The sequence below is a fragment of the Aminobacter sp. NyZ550 genome (assembly GCF_025628925.2).
Taxonomy (GTDB): Bacteria; Pseudomonadota; Alphaproteobacteria; order Rhizobiales; family Rhizobiaceae; genus Aminobacter; species Aminobacter ciceronei.
This window is the reverse complement of sequence record NZ_CP114190.1, coordinates 799,072-821,526: the sequence shown is the minus strand read 5'-3', so window position 1 is coordinate 821,526 and position 22,455 is coordinate 799,072. Positions and strand designations below refer to the sequence as shown.

General features: G+C 64.4%; 22 protein-coding genes. 10 read left to right on the top strand and 12 right to left on the bottom strand.

The features are described from left to right. Together N7E70_RS03995 and N7E70_RS03990 are read right to left on the bottom strand one after the other, a co-directional pair. Entirely contained in the window at positions 1-459 is a 459-nt protein-coding gene (locus tag N7E70_RS03995; RefSeq protein WP_067955875.1) for a hypothetical protein, read from the bottom strand. Positions 460-472: 13 nt separating this feature from the next. Further along, positions 473-859 (bottom strand): DUF6152 family protein, encoded by a 387-nt coding sequence (locus N7E70_RS03990; RefSeq protein ID WP_067955873.1) that lies wholly within the window; start codon positions 857-859, stop codon positions 473-475. A gap of 143 nt (positions 860-1,002) precedes the next feature. On the opposite strand from N7E70_RS03990, the gene N7E70_RS03985 reads away from it, so the two are divergent. From N7E70_RS03985 to N7E70_RS03965, 5 genes are all read left to right on the top strand, one after another. Continuing rightward, a complete protein-coding gene (locus N7E70_RS03985) occupies positions 1,003-1,134 on the top strand; it encodes a hypothetical protein (protein WP_256438667.1) in 132 nt (43 codons plus the stop codon). A 110-nt stretch (positions 1,135-1,244) separates the two neighbouring features. Further along, entirely contained in the window at positions 1,245-2,279 is a 1,035-nt protein-coding gene (locus N7E70_RS03980) for an aspartate-semialdehyde dehydrogenase (RefSeq protein ID WP_067955871.1), read from the top strand. 5 nt (positions 2,280-2,284) lie between these two features. Beyond that, positions 2,285-2,761 (top strand): GNAT family N-acetyltransferase, encoded by a 477-nt coding sequence (locus N7E70_RS03975; protein WP_067955870.1) that lies wholly within the window; start codon positions 2,285-2,287, stop codon positions 2,759-2,761. Between the two features lie 141 nt (positions 2,762-2,902). After that, the gene (locus N7E70_RS03970) at positions 2,903-4,066 is read left to right on the top strand and encodes a glycosyltransferase (protein WP_263005607.1); all 1,164 of its coding nucleotides are present in this window, start codon (positions 2,903-2,905) and stop codon (positions 4,064-4,066) included. Positions 4,067-4,209: 143 nt separating this feature from the next. Beyond that, positions 4,210-5,115, top strand: coding sequence for a bestrophin family protein (locus N7E70_RS03965; RefSeq protein ID WP_067955866.1), 906 nt, complete (start codon positions 4,210-4,212; stop codon positions 5,113-5,115). Here the strand turns inward: N7E70_RS03965 and N7E70_RS03960 are convergent. Continuing rightward, the gene (locus N7E70_RS03960; RefSeq protein ID WP_263005606.1) at positions 5,106-5,438 is read right to left on the bottom strand and encodes a cupin domain-containing protein; all 333 of its coding nucleotides are present in this window, start codon (positions 5,436-5,438) and stop codon (positions 5,106-5,108) included. The two genes, N7E70_RS03965 and N7E70_RS03960, sit on opposite strands and share 10 nt — an antisense overlap. Before the next feature lie 58 nt (positions 5,439-5,496). On the opposite strand from N7E70_RS03960, the gene N7E70_RS03955 reads away from it, so the two are divergent. Beyond that, positions 5,497-5,673 carry a hypothetical protein gene (locus tag N7E70_RS03955; RefSeq protein WP_246790361.1) on the top strand — a complete coding sequence of 59 codons (177 nt, stop codon included), beginning with the start codon at positions 5,497-5,499 and terminating at the stop codon, positions 5,671-5,673. 34 nt (positions 5,674-5,707) lie between these two features. On the opposite strand, the gene N7E70_RS03950 is transcribed toward N7E70_RS03955, so the two are convergent. The 4 genes from N7E70_RS03950 to ffh all read right to left on the bottom strand — a co-directional run bounded on the left by N7E70_RS03950 (position 5,708) and on the right by ffh (position 10,941). Then, positions 5,708-8,227, bottom strand: coding sequence for a putative bifunctional diguanylate cyclase/phosphodiesterase (locus N7E70_RS03950; protein ID WP_263005605.1), 2,520 nt, complete (start codon positions 8,225-8,227; stop codon positions 5,708-5,710). Positions 8,228-8,570: 343 nt separating this feature from the next. Beyond that, entirely contained in the window at positions 8,571-8,963 is a 393-nt protein-coding gene (rpsP, locus tag N7E70_RS03945; RefSeq protein ID WP_154386255.1) for a 30S ribosomal protein S16, read from the bottom strand. Between the two features lie 59 nt (positions 8,964-9,022). Continuing rightward, on the bottom strand, positions 9,023-9,349 hold the full coding sequence (locus N7E70_RS03940) for a chorismate mutase (protein WP_067955860.1): 327 nt from the start codon (positions 9,347-9,349) through the stop codon (positions 9,023-9,025). Positions 9,350-9,357: 8 nt separating this feature from the next. After that, complete coding sequence (gene ffh / locus N7E70_RS03935) at positions 9,358-10,941, bottom strand: signal recognition particle protein (RefSeq protein ID WP_067955854.1); 1,584 nt, start codon at positions 10,939-10,941, stop codon at positions 9,358-9,360. Positions 10,942-11,334: 393 nt separating this feature from the next. Here ffh and N7E70_RS03930 point away from each other — a divergent pair, with 393 nt between their 5' ends. Next, positions 11,335-13,035, top strand: a complete 1,701-nt coding sequence (locus tag N7E70_RS03930) for a putative bifunctional diguanylate cyclase/phosphodiesterase (protein WP_067965902.1) — start codon at positions 11,335-11,337, stop codon at positions 13,033-13,035. A 38-nt stretch (positions 13,036-13,073) separates the two neighbouring features. Here the strand turns inward: N7E70_RS03930 and N7E70_RS03925 are convergent, their stop codons facing one another. Together N7E70_RS03925 and N7E70_RS03920 are read right to left on the bottom strand one after the other, a co-directional pair. Next, on the bottom strand, positions 13,074-13,685 hold the full coding sequence (locus N7E70_RS03925) for a DUF1236 domain-containing protein (RefSeq protein ID WP_067955852.1): 612 nt from the start codon (positions 13,683-13,685) through the stop codon (positions 13,074-13,076). 110 nt (positions 13,686-13,795) lie between these two features. Then, positions 13,796-15,049 carry a flavin monoamine oxidase family protein gene (locus N7E70_RS03920; protein WP_263005604.1) on the bottom strand — a complete coding sequence of 418 codons (1,254 nt, stop codon included), beginning with the start codon at positions 15,047-15,049 and terminating at the stop codon, positions 13,796-13,798. A gap of 168 nt (positions 15,050-15,217) precedes the next feature. Here N7E70_RS03920 and N7E70_RS03915 point away from each other — a divergent pair, with 168 nt between their 5' ends. Together N7E70_RS03915 and N7E70_RS03910 are read left to right on the top strand one after the other, a co-directional pair. Next, positions 15,218-16,036, top strand: coding sequence for a lytic murein transglycosylase (locus N7E70_RS03915; RefSeq protein WP_067955848.1), 819 nt, complete (start codon positions 15,218-15,220; stop codon positions 16,034-16,036). 130 nt (positions 16,037-16,166) lie between these two features. Then, positions 16,167-16,685, top strand: a complete 519-nt coding sequence (locus N7E70_RS03910) for a hypothetical protein (protein ID WP_263005603.1) — start codon at positions 16,167-16,169, stop codon at positions 16,683-16,685. A gap of 130 nt (positions 16,686-16,815) precedes the next feature. Here N7E70_RS03910 and N7E70_RS03905 read toward each other — a convergent pair whose 3' ends face one another. Together N7E70_RS03905 and N7E70_RS03900 are read right to left on the bottom strand one after the other, a co-directional pair. Next, positions 16,816-18,036: an argininosuccinate synthase gene (locus N7E70_RS03905; RefSeq protein WP_067955844.1), complete on the bottom strand. Its 1,221-nt coding sequence runs from the start codon at positions 18,034-18,036 to the stop codon at positions 16,816-16,818. A 125-nt stretch (positions 18,037-18,161) separates the two neighbouring features. Next, on the bottom strand, positions 18,162-20,465 hold the full coding sequence (locus tag N7E70_RS03900; RefSeq protein ID WP_263005602.1) for a Tex family protein: 2,304 nt from the start codon (positions 20,463-20,465) through the stop codon (positions 18,162-18,164). A gap of 203 nt (positions 20,466-20,668) precedes the next feature. On the opposite strand from N7E70_RS03900, the gene N7E70_RS03895 reads away from it, so the two are divergent. Next, positions 20,669-21,025, top strand: coding sequence for a DUF423 domain-containing protein (locus tag N7E70_RS03895; RefSeq protein WP_154386249.1), 357 nt, complete (start codon positions 20,669-20,671; stop codon positions 21,023-21,025). A gap of 3 nt (positions 21,026-21,028) precedes the next feature. On the opposite strand, the gene N7E70_RS03890 is transcribed toward N7E70_RS03895, so the two are convergent. Then, positions 21,029-22,441, bottom strand: a complete 1,413-nt coding sequence (locus N7E70_RS03890; protein WP_067955840.1) for a helix-turn-helix domain-containing protein — start codon at positions 22,439-22,441, stop codon at positions 21,029-21,031. Positions 22,442-22,455 lie beyond the last annotated feature (14 nt).

Sequence of the window (22,455 nt, the reverse complement as noted above, 5' to 3'; positions counted from 1 at the left end):
TTACAGGAATCCGATGAAGCGGCCGCACAACAGGACCGTGCACCAGATCACCACCGACATCACAGCAAGCGGGCGCCGCAACGAAGACCATCGACGCTGCTTGTCGCTTTCGATCGCAGCGAACAGGGCAAAGGTTGCACCTGCCAAGGCGATAAGCCCCATCTTGCCGAGGAAGACCGGCATTCCGGCATAATACGACGCCCGCACGGAAAACAGGGCGAGGCCGCTCAGCACGGCGAGGCAGAAGGCCATCAATGCCAGCCGCCGCAGCAACATGACAAAGGGGCGTTCCGGCAGGCTGCCGAAGGCGCCGAGGATGCGCAGATCGAGAAGCGCGACCGACGTCAGCAAAGCGCCTATCGCGGCAATGTGCACTGCGTTGACGACCGGATAGGCGACAAACGAGGTCTTCAGTTGCCTGACCAAATCCCATTGTTCGACTGCCTGCAGGGGCTCCACCGTACAATCCCGGTCAGCTCGGCGGCACGCGGTCCGCATAGACGTCATAGGTCTTGCCGTTGATGATGATCCGGACGGCTTTCATGCGCTTTTCGGTTTCGTCGCGCGAGCGGTTGCCGATGGCGACGACCTCGTCACCCTTCTTGGCGACCTCATCGGTGAAACCGGCGGCAATGGTCCGCGCCGGCGGCGCCAGCTCCACGCGCCACAGCTCGCCTTCGACGTCTACGTCGAGCGTCGCATGCGGGTTGCCGATGTAGATGTCGGCGATCACGCCCTTGAGCTCGAAGAAGCCGTCCTGGGTCCAGGACCAGCCGTGATGAGCAAGTGCCGGCAGCGCAAACAACGCAGCCACGGCAAGGGTCGCGGCGAGGGAGATGCTTTTCGGCAGGACTTCCATCTGGGGTTCCTCCGTCAATCGATCCGCGCAGAAGCCTAGGTGGCAAGCGACAAAGGTCAAATCACATCAGCCGGAGCCCACCGGTCCCCGATTGACTCTCCATACAAACCGGATAAAAGCGGCGGCGAACAGGGATCCCTCCGATGCGCGGCCTCTTGATGGCGCTTTTCGCATTCGACTTTCCCGGCCACGACAGAGATCGTGCCGGGCGCGGAGCCGTTTCCCTGCTTTCGACCAAAACCATGGCCAAAACCACCACCACCAAAATGGTGTGATTTCCCTTGGCCTGCTCACCCTCTCCCGGGTCCGGCCCGGGGGATGAAGCCCGCAACGGCCAGCGGGTTTTCTCCAAAAAGCGAGCGGAGAGGGACAGGAGATTTTCGATATGGGATTCAAGGTTGCAGTCGTCGGCGCCACGGGCAATGTCGGCCGGGAAATGCTCAACATCCTCGAGGAACGCGGCTTTCCGGTCGATGAGGTCGTGGCGCTTGCCTCGCGCCGTTCGCTCGGCACCGAGGTTTCGTTCGGCGACAAGACGCTGAAGGTCAAGGTTCTCGACACCTACGACTTTTCCGACACCGACATCTGCATCATGTCGGCCGGCGGCAACATCTCCAAGGAGTGGTCTCCGAAGATCGGCAAGCAGGGCTGTGTCGTCATCGATAACTCGTCGGCCTTCCGTTACGACCAGGACGTGCCGCTGATCGTTCCGGAAGTGAACCCCGACGCGATCTCCGGCTTCACCAAGAAGAACATCATCGCCAACCCGAACTGCTCGACTGCCCAGCTGGTTGTGGCGCTGAAGCCACTGCATGACGCCGCGACCATCAAGCGCATTGTCGTTGCCACCTACCAGTCCGTTTCCGGCGCCGGCAAGGAAGGCATGGACGAGCTGTTCACCCAGACGCGCGCCGTCTTCGTCGCCGACCCGGTCGAAGCCAAGAAGTTCACCAAGCGCATCGCCTTCAACGTCATTCCGCACATCGACGTCTTCATGGAAGACGGCTCGACCAAGGAAGAGTGGAAGATGGTCGCCGAGACCAAGAAGATGCTCGATCCCAAGATCAAGCTGAGCGCCACCTGCGTGCGCGTGCCGGTGTTCATCGGCCACTCGGAAGCCGTCAACATCGAGTTCGACAAGCCGATCACCGCCGATGAGGCACGCGATATCCTGCGCGAGGCGCCAGGCTGCCTGGTCATCGACAAGCGCGAGGACGGCGGCTACGCCACCCCGCTCGACTCGGCCGGCGAAGACGCGACCTACATCTCGCGCATCCGTGAGGACCAGACCGTCGACAACGGCCTGTCGATGTGGATCGTCTCCGACAATCTGCGCAAGGGTGCTGCCCTCAACGCCGTCCAGATCGCCGAGCTTCTTGTCGAGCGTGGCCTGATCTCGCCGAAGAAGAAGGCGGCCTGACACCAATGCCCGATGTCGTGCTGCGTCCGGCCGAGGCCGAAGACGCACACGACATCGCCCGCATCCTGAGGGCGGCACTCGCCGCCTTCAACTGGATGCCCCAGCTGCATACACCCGACGAAGACCTGTATTTTGTCAGGCACGTCCTCCTCGCCGAGCAGACCGTCACCGTCGCTACGATCGAGGACAGGATTGTCGGCTTTGCCGCCACCAAGAATGAGTGGATCGAACAGCTCTATCTCGATCCCGACTGGACCGCTCGCGGCATTGGCGCCCGGCTTTTGAACCATGTGACGGCCGCAATGACTCACGTGAAACTTTTCTGCTTCGAAGCCAACGCAGGCGCGTGCCGTTTCTACGAGCGCCACGGCTTTGTTGCCGACGCCTTCGGCGACGGCTCGTCCAACGAAGAAGGCTTGCCCGACATTCTCTACGTCCGCCGCGGCATGCCGGCGGCTCGGCCACAATCCCCTCAAGGTTGATTCCGGACATTGCTACGGTAGACTGGGTCCGTCGCAGGGAGGCAGCGGGGCTGAGGTACCGGAGGCAGGACGATAGCGCGCGATAGTCTAGCCAGCGACAGCAGCCGTCAGGACGGCGTGCACCGGCCGCTGCGGATCCTGATGACAAATGCCGTGCTGACCGGGCGCAGCGGCACCGAAACGCTCGTCCGCGACACGGTGCTGGCACTGCGGCGGCGTGGCCATTCGGTAACCGCGTTTGCGCCGATCACAGGCCCTGTAGTAGCGGAAATCCGTGCCACGGGTTCGCCGGTGGCAACATCGCTGGCGGCGCTCGAAGCGCCCGACATCATTCACGGCCATCACACCGGACCAACCATCGCCGCCCTAACGCGCTTTCCCGGGACGCCCGCAATCTACGTCTGCCACGACTTCAGCAGCGAGATCGACGCGCCCCCCATTCATCCCAGGATCAGCCGCTATCTCCATGTGCGGGCCGCATTGCGCGGCAGGCTGGTGGACGAATGCGGGATCGCTGCGTCGAAGGTAAGGTTCTGGCCGAACACCATCGACCTGCAGCGCGTCGGACCTGCTGCCCCGGCTCCCGCGAGGCTGGCAACCGCTGCAATCTTCGCCCACCCCGGGACCATTCGCTTTACCGGTATGATCGCCGAAGCCTGCCAGCGCCATGGCATTGCCTTTCGCGGCGAGCTGGTCGGCAAGGCAGCGGACGACGTGGTCAAGCGGCTGGGCGGCACGGATCTGGCATTCGCCAGCGGCCGAATGGCGCTCGAAGCCATGGCGCGGGGCTGCACCGTGATCAATGTCGACCGCTTCGGCGTTGGCGGCTTGGTGACGACGGACAGGTTTGACGGTTTTGCCGCCGTGAACTTCGCCTATGGCGCATTGTCCGACGCAGCATCGCCCGAACTGCTCGACCGCGAAATTGCCGCCTACAGGGCGGAAGATGCCATTGCGGTCACCCAACGCGTGCGGCGTGACTTCGCCAGCGAAAAGGGCGCCGAGCAGATCGAGGCGATCTACCGCGATGTGCTGGCGGAAAAGCCCTGGCCGAGGCGGGAGCCGAACGAGGACGAACGCGCCATGGCCGCGATCATCGAACGATTTCTGCAGCAGAAGCAGATCTACGACCGCAGCTTCGTCAGAATGCGCGAGGGTCTTGGCCCAAGCGAGGAACTGCAGTTCCAGCTCGGCGAGCTGTCGAGCAAGACAGCCGAGCTTGCGGACGAGGTCCGCCGGCTGAGGCGGGGCGGCATTCTCCGCAGGCTGGTCGACAAGCTGACCGGGCGAACCTACGAGAACTGACCCAAGTTTTGCGCCTCCCCATTGGGCGGCGGGGCCGGCTGCCTTATCGGACAAATCAACGCAATCGCTATTCATCTCGTGATTGGAGATGACACCGGCAGGCCCGGCGGCGCACTATCTTTTGGAAACAGGTACCACGCCGCATGATCGTTCGCCCGCGCACAAACCTTTTGAAGCTGTTCTTCGTCATGCGCGGCTCCGTGGTGCCCCGCATCCTGCCGCAGATTCTCGGCTTCGCGCTCTATGGCGCCGCGGTGGTCGCCGCCATCAAGCTGCTCAAGCTCGATCTCGGCGACGCCGGCGTCGCACCCTTCGCGCTGCTGGGCGTCGCGCTCTCCGTCTATCTCGGCTTCCGCAACAACGCCGCCTATGACCGCTGGTGGGAAGCCCGCAAGTTATGGGGCCAGCTCGTCTTCGAAATCCGTAACCTGTCGCGCGCTGCAACAGCGATGATCTCCGACCGCGACGAACTCAGGCCGCTCCTGATGGATTCGCTCGCCTTCTGCCATTTCCTGCGCGGCGAACTGCGCCGCGTCGACACCAGGGAAGCGGCTCGCCCATTCATCGGCGATGCCGTCGACGAAATCCATGCCGCGACCAACAGGCCTGACGCAGCGATGCGGCGGATGGGCGAGAAGATCGGTGCGCTCAAGCGCGCGAAAGTGCTGGAGGCGATGGACTATCGCATCCTCGACGAGCGTCTGGCGGCGATCTCGGCGCTGCAGGCCGGCTGCGAGCGCATCATGGGCACGCCCCTGCCCTTCGCCTACACGTTGCTGCTGCAGCGCACCGCCTACATCTTCTGCCTGCTGCTGCCCTTCGGGCTGGCGGGTTCGGCCGGCTGGGTGACGCCGCTGTTCACGGCGCTGATCGCCTACACATTCTTCGGCCTCGATGCGCTCTCCGAAGAACTCGAAGACCCCTTCGGCATGGAAGCCAACGACCTTGCCCTCGATGGCTTGTGCCGGGTCTGCGAGATCTCGGTGTTCGAGGCGCTGGGCGAAACACCGCCACCGATGCTGCCGGCGGAGAATTTTTATTATTCCTGAGCTAGCCCGGTCCGGGCCTTGGCATCGGAGGCGCTCGCATCGATGCCCTCCCAATAGTCCATCGTCGCCGCCTTGCTGTAGCCTTCGCCGGTCAGGCGGACGCTGACGCGGCCTGATTCCGGGTAGACGATGACATCGTTTGGATTGCGCTCGCCGATGATGAGATAACGGCACGGCGCATCGGTGTGGTTGAACAACGAGTGCCCGACCTTCTGGCCGGCGGGAAAGCAGACATAGTCGCCTGCCTTCATGACATAGTTGCGCGCACCGAGCTTCAGTGTCAGCGCGCCCTCGAGGATGTAGGCGTGCTCCTCCTCGAGCATGTGAGTGCGACGGGTTCGTCTCCTTGCCCGGCGCGAGTTCCTCCAGCGCGACGCCGACATGGTCGCCGCCGCCAAAGCTGGACAAATGGCGGAAGCTCGATCCGAAGCGCTCGCCATGCGAGAAGACCTCGAGTGGCGCCGCTTCGGCGGCAAAGAGCTCGGAGATACCGTCAGCGTTGAGTGCGGATATCTTCTCGGGCATGGCATTTCCTCCGGCAACCTTGCTGCAGCTTAGGTGGCCGGTCATCCGGTTCGGTCAAGCAGTCGCCCTAAGCCACCTGAACCTTGTTGCCACGATAGCTCGCGATGATGTCGGCCGCTCCTGCCCCGTCGACCGGCGGACTGAACAGGAATCCCTGGATCTCGCCGCAGCGCTCCCGCCGGAGCAGCTCGAGCTGGGCGCCTGTTTCAACGCCTTCGGCCGTCGTGTCGATGCCGAGATTGGCGCCAAGGCCGATGATGGCGCGTACGATCGCCATCGATTCACGGCTCGAGCCGATATCGCGGACGAAGGAACGGTCGATCTTCAGCCGGCTGAATGGAAAGCTCCGGAGGTAGCTCATCGATGAGTACCCGGTGCCGAAATCATCGAGCGCGATGCGCACGCCGATCTGCTTGAGCTGCTGCAGGACGGCGAGATTGGCGCCTGTGTCGGCCAGAAGAACGGACTCGGTGATTTCGATCTCGAGCCGCGACGGGTCGAGCCCCGACCGCGCAATCGCCTGGCCGATGGTCTGCGCGAATTGACCCTGCCGGAACTGCACAGCCGACGCGTTGACAGCGATGACGAGGTCGTCCGGCCAGGTGGCGGCACGCCGGCAGGCCTCGTCGAGCACCCAACGCCCGATCGCCTCGATCATGCCGGTCTCTTCGGCGAGTGGAATGAATTCCGCAGGCGAGACCATGCCGCGCCTGGGATTGCGCCAACGTACAAGTGCTTCGAAGCCGCGCAGCGCACCCGTCTTCACCGAAATGATCGGCTGGTAGTGCAGCTCGAGTTCGAGATCGAGGTCGGCGCAGCGCAGCTCCAGTTCAAGCTCGCGGCGATCGCGCATTTCGGCGTCCATCTCCGGTTCGAAAAAATGGAACGCGCCTTTGCCGTCGCGCTTCGAGCGATAGAGCGCCAGGTCGGCGCATTTGAGCAGCGTGCCGGCGTCGCGCGCATCGGCCGGCGCGATCGCAGCACCCAGGCTGGCGCCGATCGACAGCTTGTGGCCCTCATAGGCGTGCGGCTCGCTGATCGCCTGGATGATGCGTTTGGCAAGCGCCTGGACATCGGCGCGGCTGAGCGCGCCGCGCAGCAGGATGGCGAACTCGTCGCCACCGAGCCGGGCGACGAGGTCGCTGCGGCGCAGAAGCGTGCGGATGCGGGATGCCGTCTCGACCAGCAGGGAATCGCCGGCGGCATGGCCGAGCGTGTCGTTGACCGCCTTGAAGTCGTCGAGGTCGACAAGCAACAGCGCGAAAGGCTGGTGGCCGGCGACGGCAGCGCCGACGGCCTCCTCGATCTCCTGCGAGAAGGTGGTGCGGTTGCCGACGCCTGTCAGCGGATCGTGGTGGGCGAGGTAGGAAATGCGATCCTCGGCGCGCTTGCGCTCGGTGATGTCGACGATTGTCGACAACGTCGCCGGTGCGGTGCCGACCTGAATGTTCCTGGCATATTCGATGACATCGAGCTCGCTGCCCGCCGCCGTGCGGTGACGCACGAAGCGCTCGCCCGTCGCCGGCAGGTCGGCGACACCGGGCTCCAGATCGGCGATGCCGAGCGCCAGGAACTCGCCCCGGCCTCGGCCATAGAGATTGAGCGCTGCGGTGTTGACGTTCAGGAACGCGCCGCCATCGGCCTGGCGCACATACATCGGGACCGGGTTGTCGTCGAACAGCGAGCGAAACAGCGTTTCGCGGTTGCGGATCTCGCGTATGTCGGTCAGCGTCACCGCCAGCAGGCCGTCGGTTTCAGCGACGCCGACCTGCAGCGAGACGGTTTCGCCGCCAAGCTGGTATTCCAGTTCGAGCGACGGCGCAGCGACACCATGCGCACGGGCGACGCCGCATTCGTCGAGCAGGCGCGACAGCCCGCAAGCGGCATTCGCCTGCGACAGCAGCCTGAATCGCATGTCTTCGGCCGAGACCCCGAGAAGGCGCGCTGCGGCGTTGTTGATGCTGAGGACCTGATAGTCCCGTGCCTCGCCACCGGCGGATTCGAGCGCGCTGAGCGCTAATATACCTTCGTCGGTCGAGTTGATGAGCAGCCGAGCCAGGTCGATCTGGCTCCTGCGCGGCCGCGCGAAGATCAGGAAATACTCGCCCGGCCAGCGGCACGACAGCGGCAGCGCCAAAACCTCGACGGTAGAGACCATGCCGTCGACGATCGAGCGGCACAGCGCCAATTGCGGACGCGCCGCCAGGCGGGCCAATTCGATCGCGCCCGATATGGCGCGCTGGAAAGCGAAAGGCAGCACCGACAGCACCGCCGCGGGCACGCTGAGGCCGGCAATCGCGCCGAAGCGCGGGCCGGCGCGCAGGATGAAGCTGTCCGTGGCGGGCTGGAGACGAACAACCGCCATCTCGTCGGCGAAGCGGCCGACGCTGCCGAGCGCCAGCTCTTCATAGGGCGGCAAGGCGCCGTCGATGCAGGCCGCCTGCCAGCGCCGCAGAACCAACCTGACGTCGTCGAACTCGGTGTCGACGCCAGCTGACAGGTCCGCGGCGCACCTTGCGACCGGCTGCTCCGCCGCACCACCCGGCATTTCCGACGGAAGCGCCCGATCCCTGTCCCAAGCTCGCATTGCCAAAAGCATCCGGTCACCTGTCAGCCTGAGACCGCCCGGACCAGATCAGCCCGGTCGCAGGCACGTCGCATCGATTGTCGGCATGCCGAAGCCCCCCTCGGCCGACAGCACGGCCTCATGCCTGCGCGGCGTGCCGCGCGCTGTCAGGGGCAAGCTATCCGCTGCCGCCTTACCGCCTGCTTAAGCCGAATGTCACATAAGTGTCATGTACTTAGGGGCAGCAGCGGTGGCGCGGGCGGGGCCAGGTCCCTGTCGCCGAAACGGCTGAAACACGCCCCGAAAAAGCAAAACGGCGGACCTTTCGGCCCGCCGTTGCTTGTTTCGCCGATAAGGCGAAAAATTACTCGGCCGAAGCTTCAGCCGGGGCAGCAGCTGCAGCCGCGATGGCGGCAGCGGCGTCGTCCTGGGCCTTCTTCAGGGCAGCCAGACGCTCCTGGGCCTTCTTGCCCGGCTCACCCTTGGTCGGGTTCGAACGAGCGTCGCGCTTCACGATGCCTGCCTCGTCGAGGAAGCGGGCAACGCGGTCGGTCGCCGTGGCGCCGTTCGACAGCCAATGCTTGGCGCGGTCGGCGTCGAGCTTCACGCGGTCGCCGTCCTTGGGCAGCAGCGGGTTCCAGGCACCGATTGCCTCGATGAAGCGGCCATCGCGCGGGCTGCGGGCGTCGGCAACGACGATGTGGTAGTAGGGGCGCTTCTTCGAGCCGGCGCGGGCCAGGCGGATCTTAAGGGACATTGTCTTACTCCTGAATAGTTCTGTCTTGGGTTGTTCTTGGTCTGCTGTCTGTTCCGCCGTCAGGCGGAGGTAGTCTTGTCTGACGCGCCGTTGTGTTCGGCAGCCAGCATTTCGTGGTGACGGATCACCTCGCGGATGATGAAGTTGAGAAACTTCTCCGCGAAATCGGGATCGAGATGGGCGTCGTCGGCCAGGCGGCGCAGGCGCGCGATCTGGGTCTGCTCACGCGCCGGATCGGCCGGCGGCAGGCCGTGGGTGGCCTTGAGCACGCCGACTGACTTGGTGCAGCGGAAGCGCTCGGCCAGCATGTGGATCAAGGCTGCGTCGATGTTGTCGATCGAAGCGCGCAATTCCTGAAGCTGTGCCTGCGGGGTGATGTCGGTCATCGCGCTCCTCACTTCTTCTTGCCAAGGCCAGGCAGGCCACCACCGAGACCGGGAAGCTTCATGCCGCCGGGCAGGCCGGGAAGGCCACCGCCGCCGAGACCAGGCATGCCGCCCGGAAGACCCTTGAGCCCGCCACCGAGGCCTGCGGCTTCGGCCTGCTTCTGCAGGGCTTCGAGCTGCTTGGGATCCATCTTGGACAGGTCGGGCATGCCGCCGCCAGGCATCATGCCGCCGAGGCCCATCTTGGAAGCCAGGCCGCCCATCATGCCGCGCATGAGGCCGCCGCCTTTGCCCTTGCCGCCCATGGCCTTCATCATGTCGGCCATCTGGCGATGCATCTTGAGCAGCTTGTTGATCTCGGCGGCGTCGGTGCCGGAACCGGCAGCAATGCGCTTCTTGCGCGAGTGCTTGAGAACGTCGGGGTTCGCACGCTCGGCCTTGGTCATCGACGAGATGATGGCAAGCTGGCGGCCGAACATCTTGTCGTCCAGGCCCGCCGCGGCCATCTGGTCCTTCATCTTGCCCATGCCCGGCATCATGCCCATGATGCCACCCATGCCGCCCATCTTCTGCATCTGGCCAAGCTGGTCGGCGAGGTCGTTCAGGTCGAACTTGCCCGACTGCATCTTCTTGGCCATCGCCGCGGCTTTTTCCGCGTCGATGGTTTCGGCAGCCTTCTCGACCAGCGAAACGATGTCGCCCATGCCGAGGATGCGGTCGGCGATGCGCTTGGGATAGAACTCCTCCAGCGCATCCATCTTTTCGCCGACGCCGATCAGCTTGATCGGCTTGCCGGTGACAGCGCGCATCGACAGCGCAGCACCGCCGCGGCCGTCGCCGTCCATACGGGTCAGCACCAGGCCGGTGATGCCGACGCGGTCGTCGAAATTCTTGGCGAGGTTGACGGCATCCTGGCCGGTCAGCGAGTCGGCGACGAGCAGGATTTCGTGCGGGTCCGACACCTTGCGGATGTCGGCCATCTCGACCATCAGCGGCTCGTCGATATGGGTGCGGCCGGCCGTGTCGAGGATGACGACGTCGTGGCCGCCGAGCTTGGCCGCCTGAACGGCGCGCTTGGCGATGTCGACCGGCGACTGGCCGGCGATGACGGGAAGGGTCGCGACCTTGGTCTGCTCGCCGAGCTGGCGCAGCTGCTCCTGCGCGGCCGGGCGGCGCGTGTCGAGCGAGGCCATCAGGACCTTCTTGCCCTGGCGCTCGGTGAGGCGCTTGGCGATCTTGGCCGAGGTGGTGGTCTTGCCCGAACCCTGCAGGCCGACCATCATGATGACGACCGGAGCGGGCGCGTTGAGGTCGACGGCTACGCCTTCGGCGCCAAGCATTTCGACAAGTTCGTCATGGACGATCTTGACGACCATCTGCCCGGGTTTGATCGACTTCAGGACGGCGGCGCCGACGGCCTTCTCGCGCACCTTGTCGGTGAACGAGCGGACGACTTCCAGCGCCACGTCGGCTTCGAGCAGGGCACGGCGAACCTCGCGCAGGGCTGCCGAGACATCGGCCTCCGACAGTGCGCCACGGCCGGTCAGGCCGTTAAGGATCGATCCAAGCCGCTCTTGCAGCGATTCAAACATTCGACTTCCCTTCTCTCAGCCAACCGGTGTCGAACCGAGAGGTAATGCCTCTGCGCGCCTGAACCAAACCAAAAAGCACCCGGGGGCGCATTGCGCTGCCGGGTGTTGGCCTCCGGGATCGTTTTGTACCTCTAAGGGTGTCCCGGTCGGCCGCTCGGAGTGGAACTCGTCGCGGAATTTGACGGCTGTAGACAGGAAAATGCCGGGCGAGTCAAGGCAAGGGCCCGAGAACGGCGATTGTTGGCGGATTCTCGGACGAAAATCAGTGGCTGTTAATACTTCCCTGCTACCATATGCGCCATCCGGGGGGATACATGTACTATTTTAGAGTCTTCTACCACCATGTGTGATCATCGGGTTGATCCGCATAAATGTATGGACGGTGGTGACTTCATGACCCCGACCGCAGATGCCTCGCCGCTTGCCGGCTTTGTCGAGAATATCGAATTCGCCTTGGTGGTCATCGATGCCAGCCGCAACATTTCCTTCGTCAACAAGTCGGCCGAGCGCATGTTCGGCTACGACAAGGCCGAACTCGTCGGCGAAACCCTCGATCTGATCATTCCCGCGAGACTACGCGGCGCCCACAATGCCGGCATCGCGCGCGTCGCCGCCGGCACTCCATCCAAGCTGAGCGGCAAGACCGTCGAGGTCTCGGCACTGCGTCGCGACGGCAGCGAATTCCCCATCGAACTGTCGCTGTCGGTCTGGGATGGGCCCAACGGCGTTTCCATGGGCGGCATCATCCGCGACATTTCCGAGCGCAGGCAGCGCGACATGCGCCTGTATCGTCTGGCGCATCAGGACACGCTGACTGGCCTGCCCAACCGCTTGCAGTTCGACATGCAGCTTGAGGATGCACTTGAGAGAGGCGAGGCGACCGGACTTTTGCTTGTCGACCTCGACGGCTTCAAGAAGGTCAACGACACGCTCGGCCACGCCACCGGCGACACGCTTTTGCAGGCGCTTGCCGTGCGCCTGCCCGCAGCGCTCGACGCCAATGCCATAGTGGCGCGGTTAGGCAGCGACGAGTTTGCGGTGCTGTTGCGCGGTATCGACAGGCCGGCGGCGGTCGCTGCCGCCGCCAACAGCCTGCTGCATTCGTTCGAACAGCCCTTCGAGATCGGCGACCACTTTCTCAAGCTCGGCGTCAGCATTGGCGGCGCGGTTGCGCCCCGCGATGGCGGTGACTCGGAAGAGCTGATGGCCAGCGCCGATCTGGCGCTTTACCGCGCACGGCAGCAAGGCGGCAGCTATCGCATATTCGAGCCTGGCATGCGCAACGCCGTGGCCGTACGGCGCGCGCTGCAGGACGAGTTGCTGCGCGCCATCAGGGCCCGGGAATTCGTGCTGCACTATCAGCCGCAGGTCTGTCTGGAGAGCGGCAGGGTGATGGGCGCCGAGGCGCTGCTGCGCTGGAACCACCCGTTACGCGGGCTGCTCGCGCCCGCCGATTTCCTTGCCGTGCTCGAAACGCATTCCGGCGCGCTGACGGTGGGCAACTGGATCCTTGATGAGGCCTGCCGACAGTCGGCCGCGTGGCGGGCTTCAGGCTTTGCCCCCATCACGATGGCCGTCAATCTGTTTGCCGTTCAGGTCAACGCCGGTAACCTGGCCGAAACCGTGACGTCGACGCTGTCGCGTCACGGTCTGCTTGCCGACGCGCTCGAACTCGAGGTCACCGAAACCATCGCGCTCGATTATGAAGAGCGTACTCTGGAGCCGTTCCGCAAACTCGGCAAGGCGGGCGTCGGCCTCGCCTTCGACGATTTCGGCACCGGCCACGCAGCACTCAGCACTATCAAGCGTTTTCCCCTCACGGTGCTCAAGGTCGACCGCAGTTTCATCCGCGACATGCTGCGCGATCCGCAGGACGCGGCAATCGTGCGCGCGGTGCTCGGCATGGCCGGTGACATGGGGCTGTCGGTTATCGCCGAAGGCATCGAGACGCGGGCACAGGAGGCGGCACTCTACGCCATGGGCTGTCGCGTCGGCCAAGGCTATCTCTATTCCAAGGCGCTGCCGGCTGCAGAGTTCGAGCAAATGCTGAAGCGGGCGGAACATGCTTCCGAGACGTCGATCACGCCGCTCTAGGACCGGCCGCCGGACAGCTTGCCCGGCGGCCTCCAAGGCTATCGGACCACGTAGACCACGCGCCGAGTCGACGGTTCAACCAGCACCGGCTGGCCGTTCACATTGACATAACGATACTCGTAGTCGGGTATCTCGGTCAGTTCGACCGTATCAGGCAGGCCGGCACCCACCACGACCTCGCCGTCGAGATAGACCGGCTCGACCCGATGGTCGGTCACATAGGTACGAACCGCCCCGGGCGGCTCGATGGCCGGCATCACTTCACCAGCGACGATCGCCCCTGTCGTGCCGTCGATGACAACGTCACCGGCGCCACCGGCAGCCGGCGGATCAACGACAATCACGCCGGAATCGACCGGACGCGCCGAAAGCACGATCTGCTGGCCGCCGAAATCGCCGACGAGATAATCGGAGTAAACCCAGCCGTCGCCGCCGGAATCGGCGACGCTGCACCATTTGCTGCCTTCAAGGCAGCCGCGAAGCGTAGTGCCCTGTCCGGCACCGATGACGCCGATGACCGGATATTGCGGCCCAGGGCCGGCGCGGACGTTGAGATCGGTCGCAGCCTGCACGGCAACGTCGGCAAATGACGGGCCGGAGAAGGCGAGAAGCGCCCCCGCGATGGCGGGCAACAACAGTTTCGTTTTCATCTTTTCGCTCCGTTTTCCTGGTCCCTCAAGGTGCCGAAACGGAGCCGACAGTCATCGGTTCCTGACGAAATGGCCCGGAACGCTCACGAATTGTAGCAGATTGACGTTCGCTAAGCTGATGTCCTCCAATGTGTCGCCAGTTGCGAAGCGACCTGTCCTGCCACCGCTTCGCCCGACAGCCGGGCCCCACCGCAGGTCTGGATCAGCGGCCCCGCAAGATGCTCGCCGGCAAAGAAGATGCGCTCGCCGAGCGGCTGCATCAGGACCGACCGCGCCTCGGAACGACCGGGACGCGCTGCGGCATAGGCGCCCCTGACATAGCGTTCGCCGCCCCAATTCGTCATCATCGCCCGGCCGACATGCTTGCGCGTGTCGTTGCCGAAGATCTCGCACAGCCGGTCGGTGGCGAAATCGACGCCGGCTGCCTCGCCGGCTGCCGACAGCTCCCAGGCGAAATCGCCGCCGACGAAGCCGACCATCAGGTCGAGATCGAAGGGAAAGCTGAGGAAGTAGATGTCGTGACGCGCGGACCGCTCGATGAGCAGGTCATCGAAGGGTTTGAGACCAAGGCGGCTGCCTTTGATTTCGACGGGCAGCTTGGTCAACATGCCCATCGGCAGGTCGAAAAACGCCGTCATATAGTGTTCCGGCAGCGCGGGCGAAAAGGCGATCTCCTCGAAGGCCAGCACCGCCGGCGATGCCGTCACGATCGCAGCCCCGGCACGCAGCACGCCGCGATCGGTGTGGCAGCTGACGCCTGCACCATCCCAGTCGATCCGTCGCACCGGCGTGGCAAGCTCGACCGGAACATCCGCGCCGAAACGCGCGACCAGTGCGCCATACCCTTCCCGGGTGAAGTAATTGGGATCGAGATCGGCGGCATTCCTGAAGTCGGCGATCGAAATCTCGTCTTCGTCGGCGCCGAAATCCATCGGTCCGCAGAAGGTGGCGGCGGCACGCGACGAGCGTCCCTTGGCCAAGAGCGCGCCAAGCCGGTCGTCGGGGTCGGCGTGACTTTCAAGTAAGGCCGCCATGGCGGCATCCGCCTGTTTGACCTCCGCTTCCTCGGCCTCACTCGCCTTACGGTTGCGATAGTAGAGGTGATCAATGTTCATGTCGTGATGATGCATGGTCCAGCCGGCGGCCTCGGCCTCCGGGAAATAGGGGTTGCGATCGGCGGCGTGCAACCAGGCGCAACCGATGTCGAAGGGCGCACCGAAGTGTTTGCTGCTGGTCCAGGCGCGCCCCCCTATACGATCCATGGCTTCCAGCACTTTGAAGCTAAGTCCTGCGGCACGCAGGACTTTTGCCGCCGAAAGGCCGGCGGAACCGGCGCCGACGATCACAACATCGACATCATCCATGTTTTTTCCCCGCTCTCGCCATATTCACCGCTTGATCCTATGCGACAATTTTGCCACCTGCCATTGCAGGCAGACGGGGACGTAAACGCCTTCTTAATGCTAAAAAGCGAGCGTTGGGCTGGCAACACCCCTCCCAGGGACATTTGATTCAGGCATCAGGAGAACGGCATGGCATTGACTGCCAAGGTGAAGACTTTTGCTGCGGCCTCCGCCATGCTGGCGGTTTCGGCAGGCAGCTCAATTGCGGCGGAATGCGGCAACAACGCGGGCGGCTTCGAAGCATGGAAGGCGGCATTTGCCGACCAGGCGGCGGCGAACGGCATCAAGGGCAACGCGCTGAGCGCTCTCGCCAAGACGACCTATGCCACCAAGACGATCTACGCCGACCGCAACCAGAAGAGCTTCAAGCTCTCGCTTGACCAGTTCATGGCCAAGCGCGGCGGCAAGGCGATTGCCTCCAAGGGCAAGACGATCAAGAAGCAGAACGCGGCGCTGTTCCAGAGCATCGAGGCGCGCTATGGCGTGCCGGCCGGCCCGCTGATCGCGATCTGGGGCATGGAGACCGGCTTCGGCGGCTTCATGGGCAACCAACACACGCTGTCGGCGGTCGCCACGCTCGCTTATGACTGCCGCCGTTCGGAATATTTCACCGACCAGCTCTACGCAGCGCTCAAGCTCGTCCAGAGCGGCACGCTGGCGCCCAACGCCATCGGCGCTGCTCATGGCGAAATCGGCCAGACGCAGTTCCTGCCGGTCAACGTGCTGAAATACGGTGCTGACGGCGACGGCAACGGCAAGATCGACATGGTCCGCTCCAAGGCCGACGCGCTGGCCTCGACCGCCAACTTCCTGCGCGGCCACGGCTGGAGCGCAGGCGGCGGCTACCAGCCCGGCCAGGCCAATTTCGGCGCACTGCAGGGCTGGAACGCAGCCAGCGTCTACCAGCAGGCGATCGCCATCATCGGCGCCGAGATCGACGGCAACTGACGCCTGACGACCTGATACAACCCTGTCAGGAGACATTTCCGAGGCACTGGCAAAGCCAGGGCCTCGGACGCAAAATGACAAGAGCCCGGTGGCGACGCCGGGCTTTTTCAATGCGGACGAGGATCTTGTCATGAACAGCCAGAGCGGCCTGCCCGCCGATCTCTCGCGCTTCGGCAATGTCGAAGGCTACAGCCATTACCCAAAGACCGTGACACCGGGGTTGCCGGCACCCGCCGGCGGCGGCCTGCTGAAGTGGTACGACATCGCGGAAGCCGCGACGCCGGTGACACGCGACACCAGTGCGCTGGCACAGCGTTTCCTGGCGGCGGAGACGGCAACCGGGCGACTCAAGCTCAAGGGCGAGCTCGGCTTTGTCATCCTGCACCGCTGCGGCGGCGATTTTCATTTTCTGCTGGTGAGTTCGTGGCGCAATGCCAACGAGATGTGGGAAACGGTCTACGCCAAGACATCGGACGCCCCCGATTTCTCGCTGTTTCCGCTGCCCGGCCCGCACCGCGCCACCTTCTGTGTCTGGGAGCTGGCCGCGGTGAACCACGAGCGGCTGGCCTTCAGCCGGTACCTCTATTCAGCGCGCGACGAGGCGGCCAAGCGGGCGTATCTTGAGGATTATTGCGAAGGTGGGGCGTGAGTCTTTCATTCTCCCCGCTTGCGGGGAGAATGTGGCCCAAAAGGCTGAATAAGGGGCAGCGCGTAATTCTGAGAGGCTTGTCTGCCTGCCGGCATCTTCTCCCCGTAGAACGGGGAGAAGAAAAAGCTCGTCATTGCCGGTTACGCGCGGCGAGCGTGCGCAGGCGCAAGGCGTTGAGCTTGATGAAGCCGGCGGCGTCCTTCTGGTCGTAGGCGCCCTGGTCGTCCTCGAAGGTGACCAGCTTGTCGGAGTAGAGCGACTTCGCGCTCTCTCGGCCGATGACCATGACATTGCCCTTGTAGAGCTTGAGGGTGACTTCGCCCTCGACGTCCTTCTGGCTGAGGTCGATCGCTGCCTGCAGCATCTGGCGCTCGGGCGAGAACCAGAAGCCGTAATAGATCAGCTCGGCGTAACGCGGCATCAGCTCATCCTTGAGATGCGCGGCACCACGGTCGAGCGTGATCGATTCGATGGCGCGGTGCGCCTGAAGCAGGATCGTGCCGCCCGGGGTCTCGTAGACGCCGCGGCTCTTCATGCCGACGAAGCGGTTCTCGACCAGGTCGAGACGGCCGATGCCGTTGTCGCGGCCGTAGTCGTTGAGCTTGGCCAGCAGCGCCGCCGGTGACAGGCGCTCGCCATTGATCGAGACGGCATCACCCTTTTCGAAGCCGATCTTGATGATGGTTGCCTTGTCAGGCGCAGCCTCGGGCGAAATGGTGCGCATGTGCACATACTCGGGTGCCTCGACGGCCGGATCTTCCAGTACTTTGCCCTCGGAGGACGAGTGCAAAAGGTTGGCATCCACGGAGAAGGGGGCCTCACCCTTCTTGTCTTTGGCGACCGGGATCTGGTGCTTTTCGGCGAAGTCGAGCAGGTCGGTGCGGCTCTTGAACGACCAGTCGCGCCACGGTGCGATGATCTTGATGTCGGGATTGAGCGCATAGGCCGACAGCTCGAAGCGGACCTGATCGTTGCCCTTGCCAGTGGCGCCGTGGGCGATTGCGTCTGCACCGGTCTTCCTGGCGATATCGACGAGGTGCTTGGAGATCAGCGGACGAGCAATCGAAGTGCCGAGCAGGTAAACGCCTTCATAGACGGCATTGGCGCGGAACATCGGGAAAACAAAGTCGCGGACGAATTCTTCGCGCACGTCCTCGATGAAGATCTCCTTGATGCCCAGCATCTCGGCCTTCTTGCGCGCCGGCTCGAGCTCCTCGCCCTGGCCGAGATCGGCAGTGAAGGTGACGACCTCGGCGTTGAGCTCGGTCTGCAGCCACTTCAGGATGATGGAGGTGTCGAGACCGCCGGAATAGGCGAGCACAACCTTCTTGACGTCTTTCCACTTGGACATTTGAGCACGGCACCTTTTGCAAGCGGCCGGCTGGGGCCGCGTTTCCCGGGCTTTCTAAGCAGGAACGGGCAAGCGGGCAAGGGCGATCATGCCGCTGCGATAGCAGCGTGATCGCCCAGGCTTGCTCACTTGCGCTTCATCGCCTCGAGCAGGGCCGCGCCGAACGCACCTTGCTGGTCCGCCTTGTTTGGCTGCGGCTTCGATGACGCGAACTTCATGTCGCGGCTCTTGGCGGGAGCGGCCGAGCGGGGCGCCGGCTCGCCGACATCCTTGCGCATGGTAAGCCCGATGCGCTTGCGCGCAATGTCGACCTCGACGACGCGGACTTTCACCACGTCGCCGGCCTTCACCACCTCATGTGGGTCCTTCACGAACTTGTCGGCCAGCTGCGAGACATGGACGAGGCCGTCCTGATGCACGCCAATGTCAACGAAGGCGCCGAAAGCGGCGACGTTGGTGACGGTACCTTCGAGCAGCATGCCGGGCTTGAGATCCTTGATGTCGTCGACGCCGTCGGCGAAGGTCGCGGTCTTGAAGCCCGGACGCGGGTCGCGACCCGGTTTTTCCAGCTCGGCGATGATGTCGCGCACCGTCGGCAGGCCGAAACGTTCGTCGACGAAGGCGCGCGGATCGATCGCCTTAAGCGCTGCACTGTCACCCATCAGCTGGCGCAGGTCACGGCCGCAGGACGCCACGATCTTCTTGGCGACGCCATAGGCTTCAGGATGGACGGACGAAGCATCGAGCGGCTCCTTGCCGTCACGGATGCGCAGGAAGCCGGCGCATTGTTCGAAGGCGCGCTGGCCAAGTCGGGGGACCGACAACAGGTCGCGACGTGTGGCGAAGGCGCCCGAGGCGTCACGGTAGGCGACGATCGACTCGGCCAGCGACGGCCCGAGACCGGAGACACGAGCGAGCAGGGGGGCAGAGGCGGTGTTGAGGTCGACACCGACGGCGTTCACCGCGTCCTCGACCACCGCTTCGAGCGAACGTCCGAGGCGATACTGGTCGACGTCGTGCTGGTACTGACCGACGCCGATCGACTTGGGCTCGATCTTGACCAGCTCGGCGAGCGGATCCTGCAGGCGGCGCGCAATCGATACGGCACCACGCAGCGACACGTCGAGATTGGGGAACTCGGCCGCGGCCGTGGCGGAGGCCGAATAGACCGAGGCGCCGGCCTCGCTGACAATGACCTTTGTCGGCTTGGGTGCCGGCATGTCAGTCAGCATGTCGGCGACGAGGCGCTCGGTTTCGCGGCTGCCGGTGCCGTTGCCGATGGCGATCAGCTCGACCTTGTGGCGGATGATAAGCCGGGCCAGTTCAGCCTGGGTTCCGCGCACGTCGTTCTTCGGCGGGAAGGGGTAGACCGTGGTGGTGTCGAGCACCTTGCCGGTGGCGTCGATGACCGCAACCTTGACCCCGGTGCGGATGCCCGGATCGAGGCCCATGGTGGCGCGCGAGCCGGCAGGGGCGGCGAGCAACAGGTCCTTGAGGTTGCGCGAGAAGACGCGGATCGCCTCTTCCTCGGCCGCCTCGCGCAGGTCGCGCATCAGGTCGAGCGACAGCGAAAGCGACAGCTTCACGCGCCAGGTCCAGCCGGCGACCTGCATCAGCCACTGGTCGCCGGGCAGGGTCGATCCAATCTGGTAGGCGGCGGCGATCATGCGCTCGACCGGCTTGACCGGCGAGGTGTCGTCGGCATCGATCTCGAGGTCGAGCGACAGCACGTCCTCGTTGCGGCCGCGCAGCATGGCGAGCGCCCGGTGACTCGGCACGGAGGCCCAGCGCTCGGAATGGTCGAAATAATCGGAGAACTTGGCGCCGGCATCCTGCTTGCCGTCGACGACGCGGGCACGCATGACGGCGCGTTCCTTCATGTGGGTGCGCAGGCGGCCGAGGAGATCGGCGTTTTCCGAAATGCCCTCGGCGACGATGTCGCGCGCGCCTTCCAGCGCCGCCTTCACATCGGCCACTTCGCCGACGACGTAAGGCACGGCGATCTCAGCGGGCACTTTCGAACGGTCGGCGAGGATCGCTTCTGCCAGCGGTCCAAGCCCGCGCTCCCTGGCGATTTCCGCTTTGGTTCGGCGCTTGGGCTTGTAAGGCAGGTAGATGTCTTCGAGCTCGGCCTTGGTGGTGACGGTGGCGATGCGGATCGCCAGCTCGTCGGTCATCTTGCCCTGGCTGGTGATGGATTCGACGATGGCAGTGCGGCGCGCCTCGAGTTCGCGCAGATAGGCGAGGCGTTCGGAGAGATCGCGCAGCTGGGTGTCGTCGAGGCCGCCGGTGACTTCCTTGCGGTAGCGGGCGACGAAGGGAACGGTCGCACCCTCGTCGAGCAGCCCGACGGCAGCTATGACCTGCTCGGCCTTCGCATTGATCTCGGCTGCAATGATCGCAGCAATTTTCCTGATGTCGCCAGCCATGGAATCCTGGTGCCTGTTGTACGGGTGCGCGAACATAGTGACTGCCGGGCGGAACGCCAAACGACCATTTTCCCGAGCCGTCTCAAGCTCCACAGAAAAGCGGCAGGGCTGCGGCAATCGGCGCGGCAAACGGATGGAATTTTGGCAGGCATCTTCGCAGCTTCCGCGTATCTTCCCGGGAAAGCGCCCTCAGGAGCAAATCAATGAAATTCGACCGGTTTCTGTTTGTCGCAGCGGCGCTGTGCGGCGCAGCCGGCGTGGCGCTGTCGGCGGCGGCCAGCCATGGCGGCAGCGCAAATGTCGCCACTGCGGCTAATTTTCTGCTGTTTCATGCGCCTGTACTGATCGCTCTGTCGCTGATGGCAGCCCACAGCCGCACCCTGCACGTCGGAGCAGCCATTCTACTCCTGTCAGTGTTGCTGTTCTCAGGCGATCTCCTGGCGCGCGACTACCTGGGCCAACGCCTGTTTCCCTTCGCCGCCCCCTTGGGCGGCACCGGCATGATCCTGGGCTGGCTGACGCTGGCGGTTGGCGGGCTGACGGTCCGCCAAGACGGCTGATCCTCAGCCGATTCGATAGGGAAGGGGGTGACGGACGTCCTTGTCGATTACCAGCCGGCGCTTGAGCGGCGGCACGGCGCGCTGGAGGCAGTTGGTGCGCTCGCAGATGCGGCATGAAATGCCGATCGGATCGAAGGCGGTTCTGCTACCCAGCTCCAACCCGTCGGCATAGACAAAATCCTGCGCGTAAGTGACCTCGCAGCCAAGCGCGATGGAATAGCGCCGGTGCGGCGCGTTGAAGCCGCCGCCGCCCTTGGAGATTTCCGTGGCGATGCAGAGATATCGCGCGCCGTCGGGCGTCTCGGCCAGCTGGCGGATGATCCGGCCCGGCGTCTCGAAGGCCTGGTGCACGTTCCACAGCGGACAGGCCGCGCCGAAACGAGCGAACTGCAGCTTGGCGGCACTGTGGCGCTTGGTGATGTTGCCGGCGCGGTCGATGCGGGCAAAGAAGATCGGCACGCCCTTGTGCCCCGGCCGCTGCAGCGTACTGAGGCGGTGGGCCACCTGCTCGATCGAGGCGCCGAAATGCGCGGCCATCAGCTCGAGGTCGTGGCGCAGCTCCGCCGCCGCGCGCATGAAGGCCTGATAGGGGAGGGTCAGCGCGCCGGCGAAATAATTGCGCAGCCCCATCTTGCAGATTTCCTGCGCCTCGCTGGTACGGAATTCGGCCGAACGAGCGATCTGTGCCACCTCGGCCTCCATCTCCATCTCGGCGATCTGGAAGGCGATCTGGAAGCTGCGGGTGGCCAGAGGCGAGTAGGGGTTGAGGAACAGCACCCCCGACTTGGCGTCGAAGCGCCTCAGCGCATCGTCGTCGGCATCGGCGCGGGCGATGCGGACGCCGTGCCGGCTGTCCAGATGCCCCGCCATCGCCGCATAACTGTCGCGCTCGCCGATGCCGAGCTCCCCGGCCAGCCGCTCGGCCGCCACGTCGAGCGCGTGGATGTAATTGTCGACGAAATGGAAGAAGTCGCGCACTTCCTCATAGGGCGTCGGCTCGGAGGCCGATGTGCCGCGCCCCAGTGTGTCGTCAAGGCTCGCCAGCTGCTCGGAATTGCGGCGATAGGCTTGATGGGCCGAGATCAGCGCCCGGGCGAAGCCCGGCGCGTTCTGCGTCACCAGCTTCAGTTCCTGCAGGTTGGGCGCGTAGTTCTCGAATATCGGATCGGACAGTGCCTCCGTCAGCGCCGACAGCAGCCGGTCATTGTCGCCCTGCGAAATCTCCGAGATGTCGATCTGGAATTTTTCGGCGAGCGCGAGCAGCACCGAGGCGGAAACCGGACGCTGGTTGTTCTCGATCTGGTTGAGATAGCTGGTCGAGATGCCGATGCGCTCGGCGAAGCTCGCCTGCGTCGCCTTGTTGGCCTCGCGCAGCTCGCGCACCTTGCGGCCGATATAGAGTTTACGGGTCGCCATGTTTGCAAATTCGC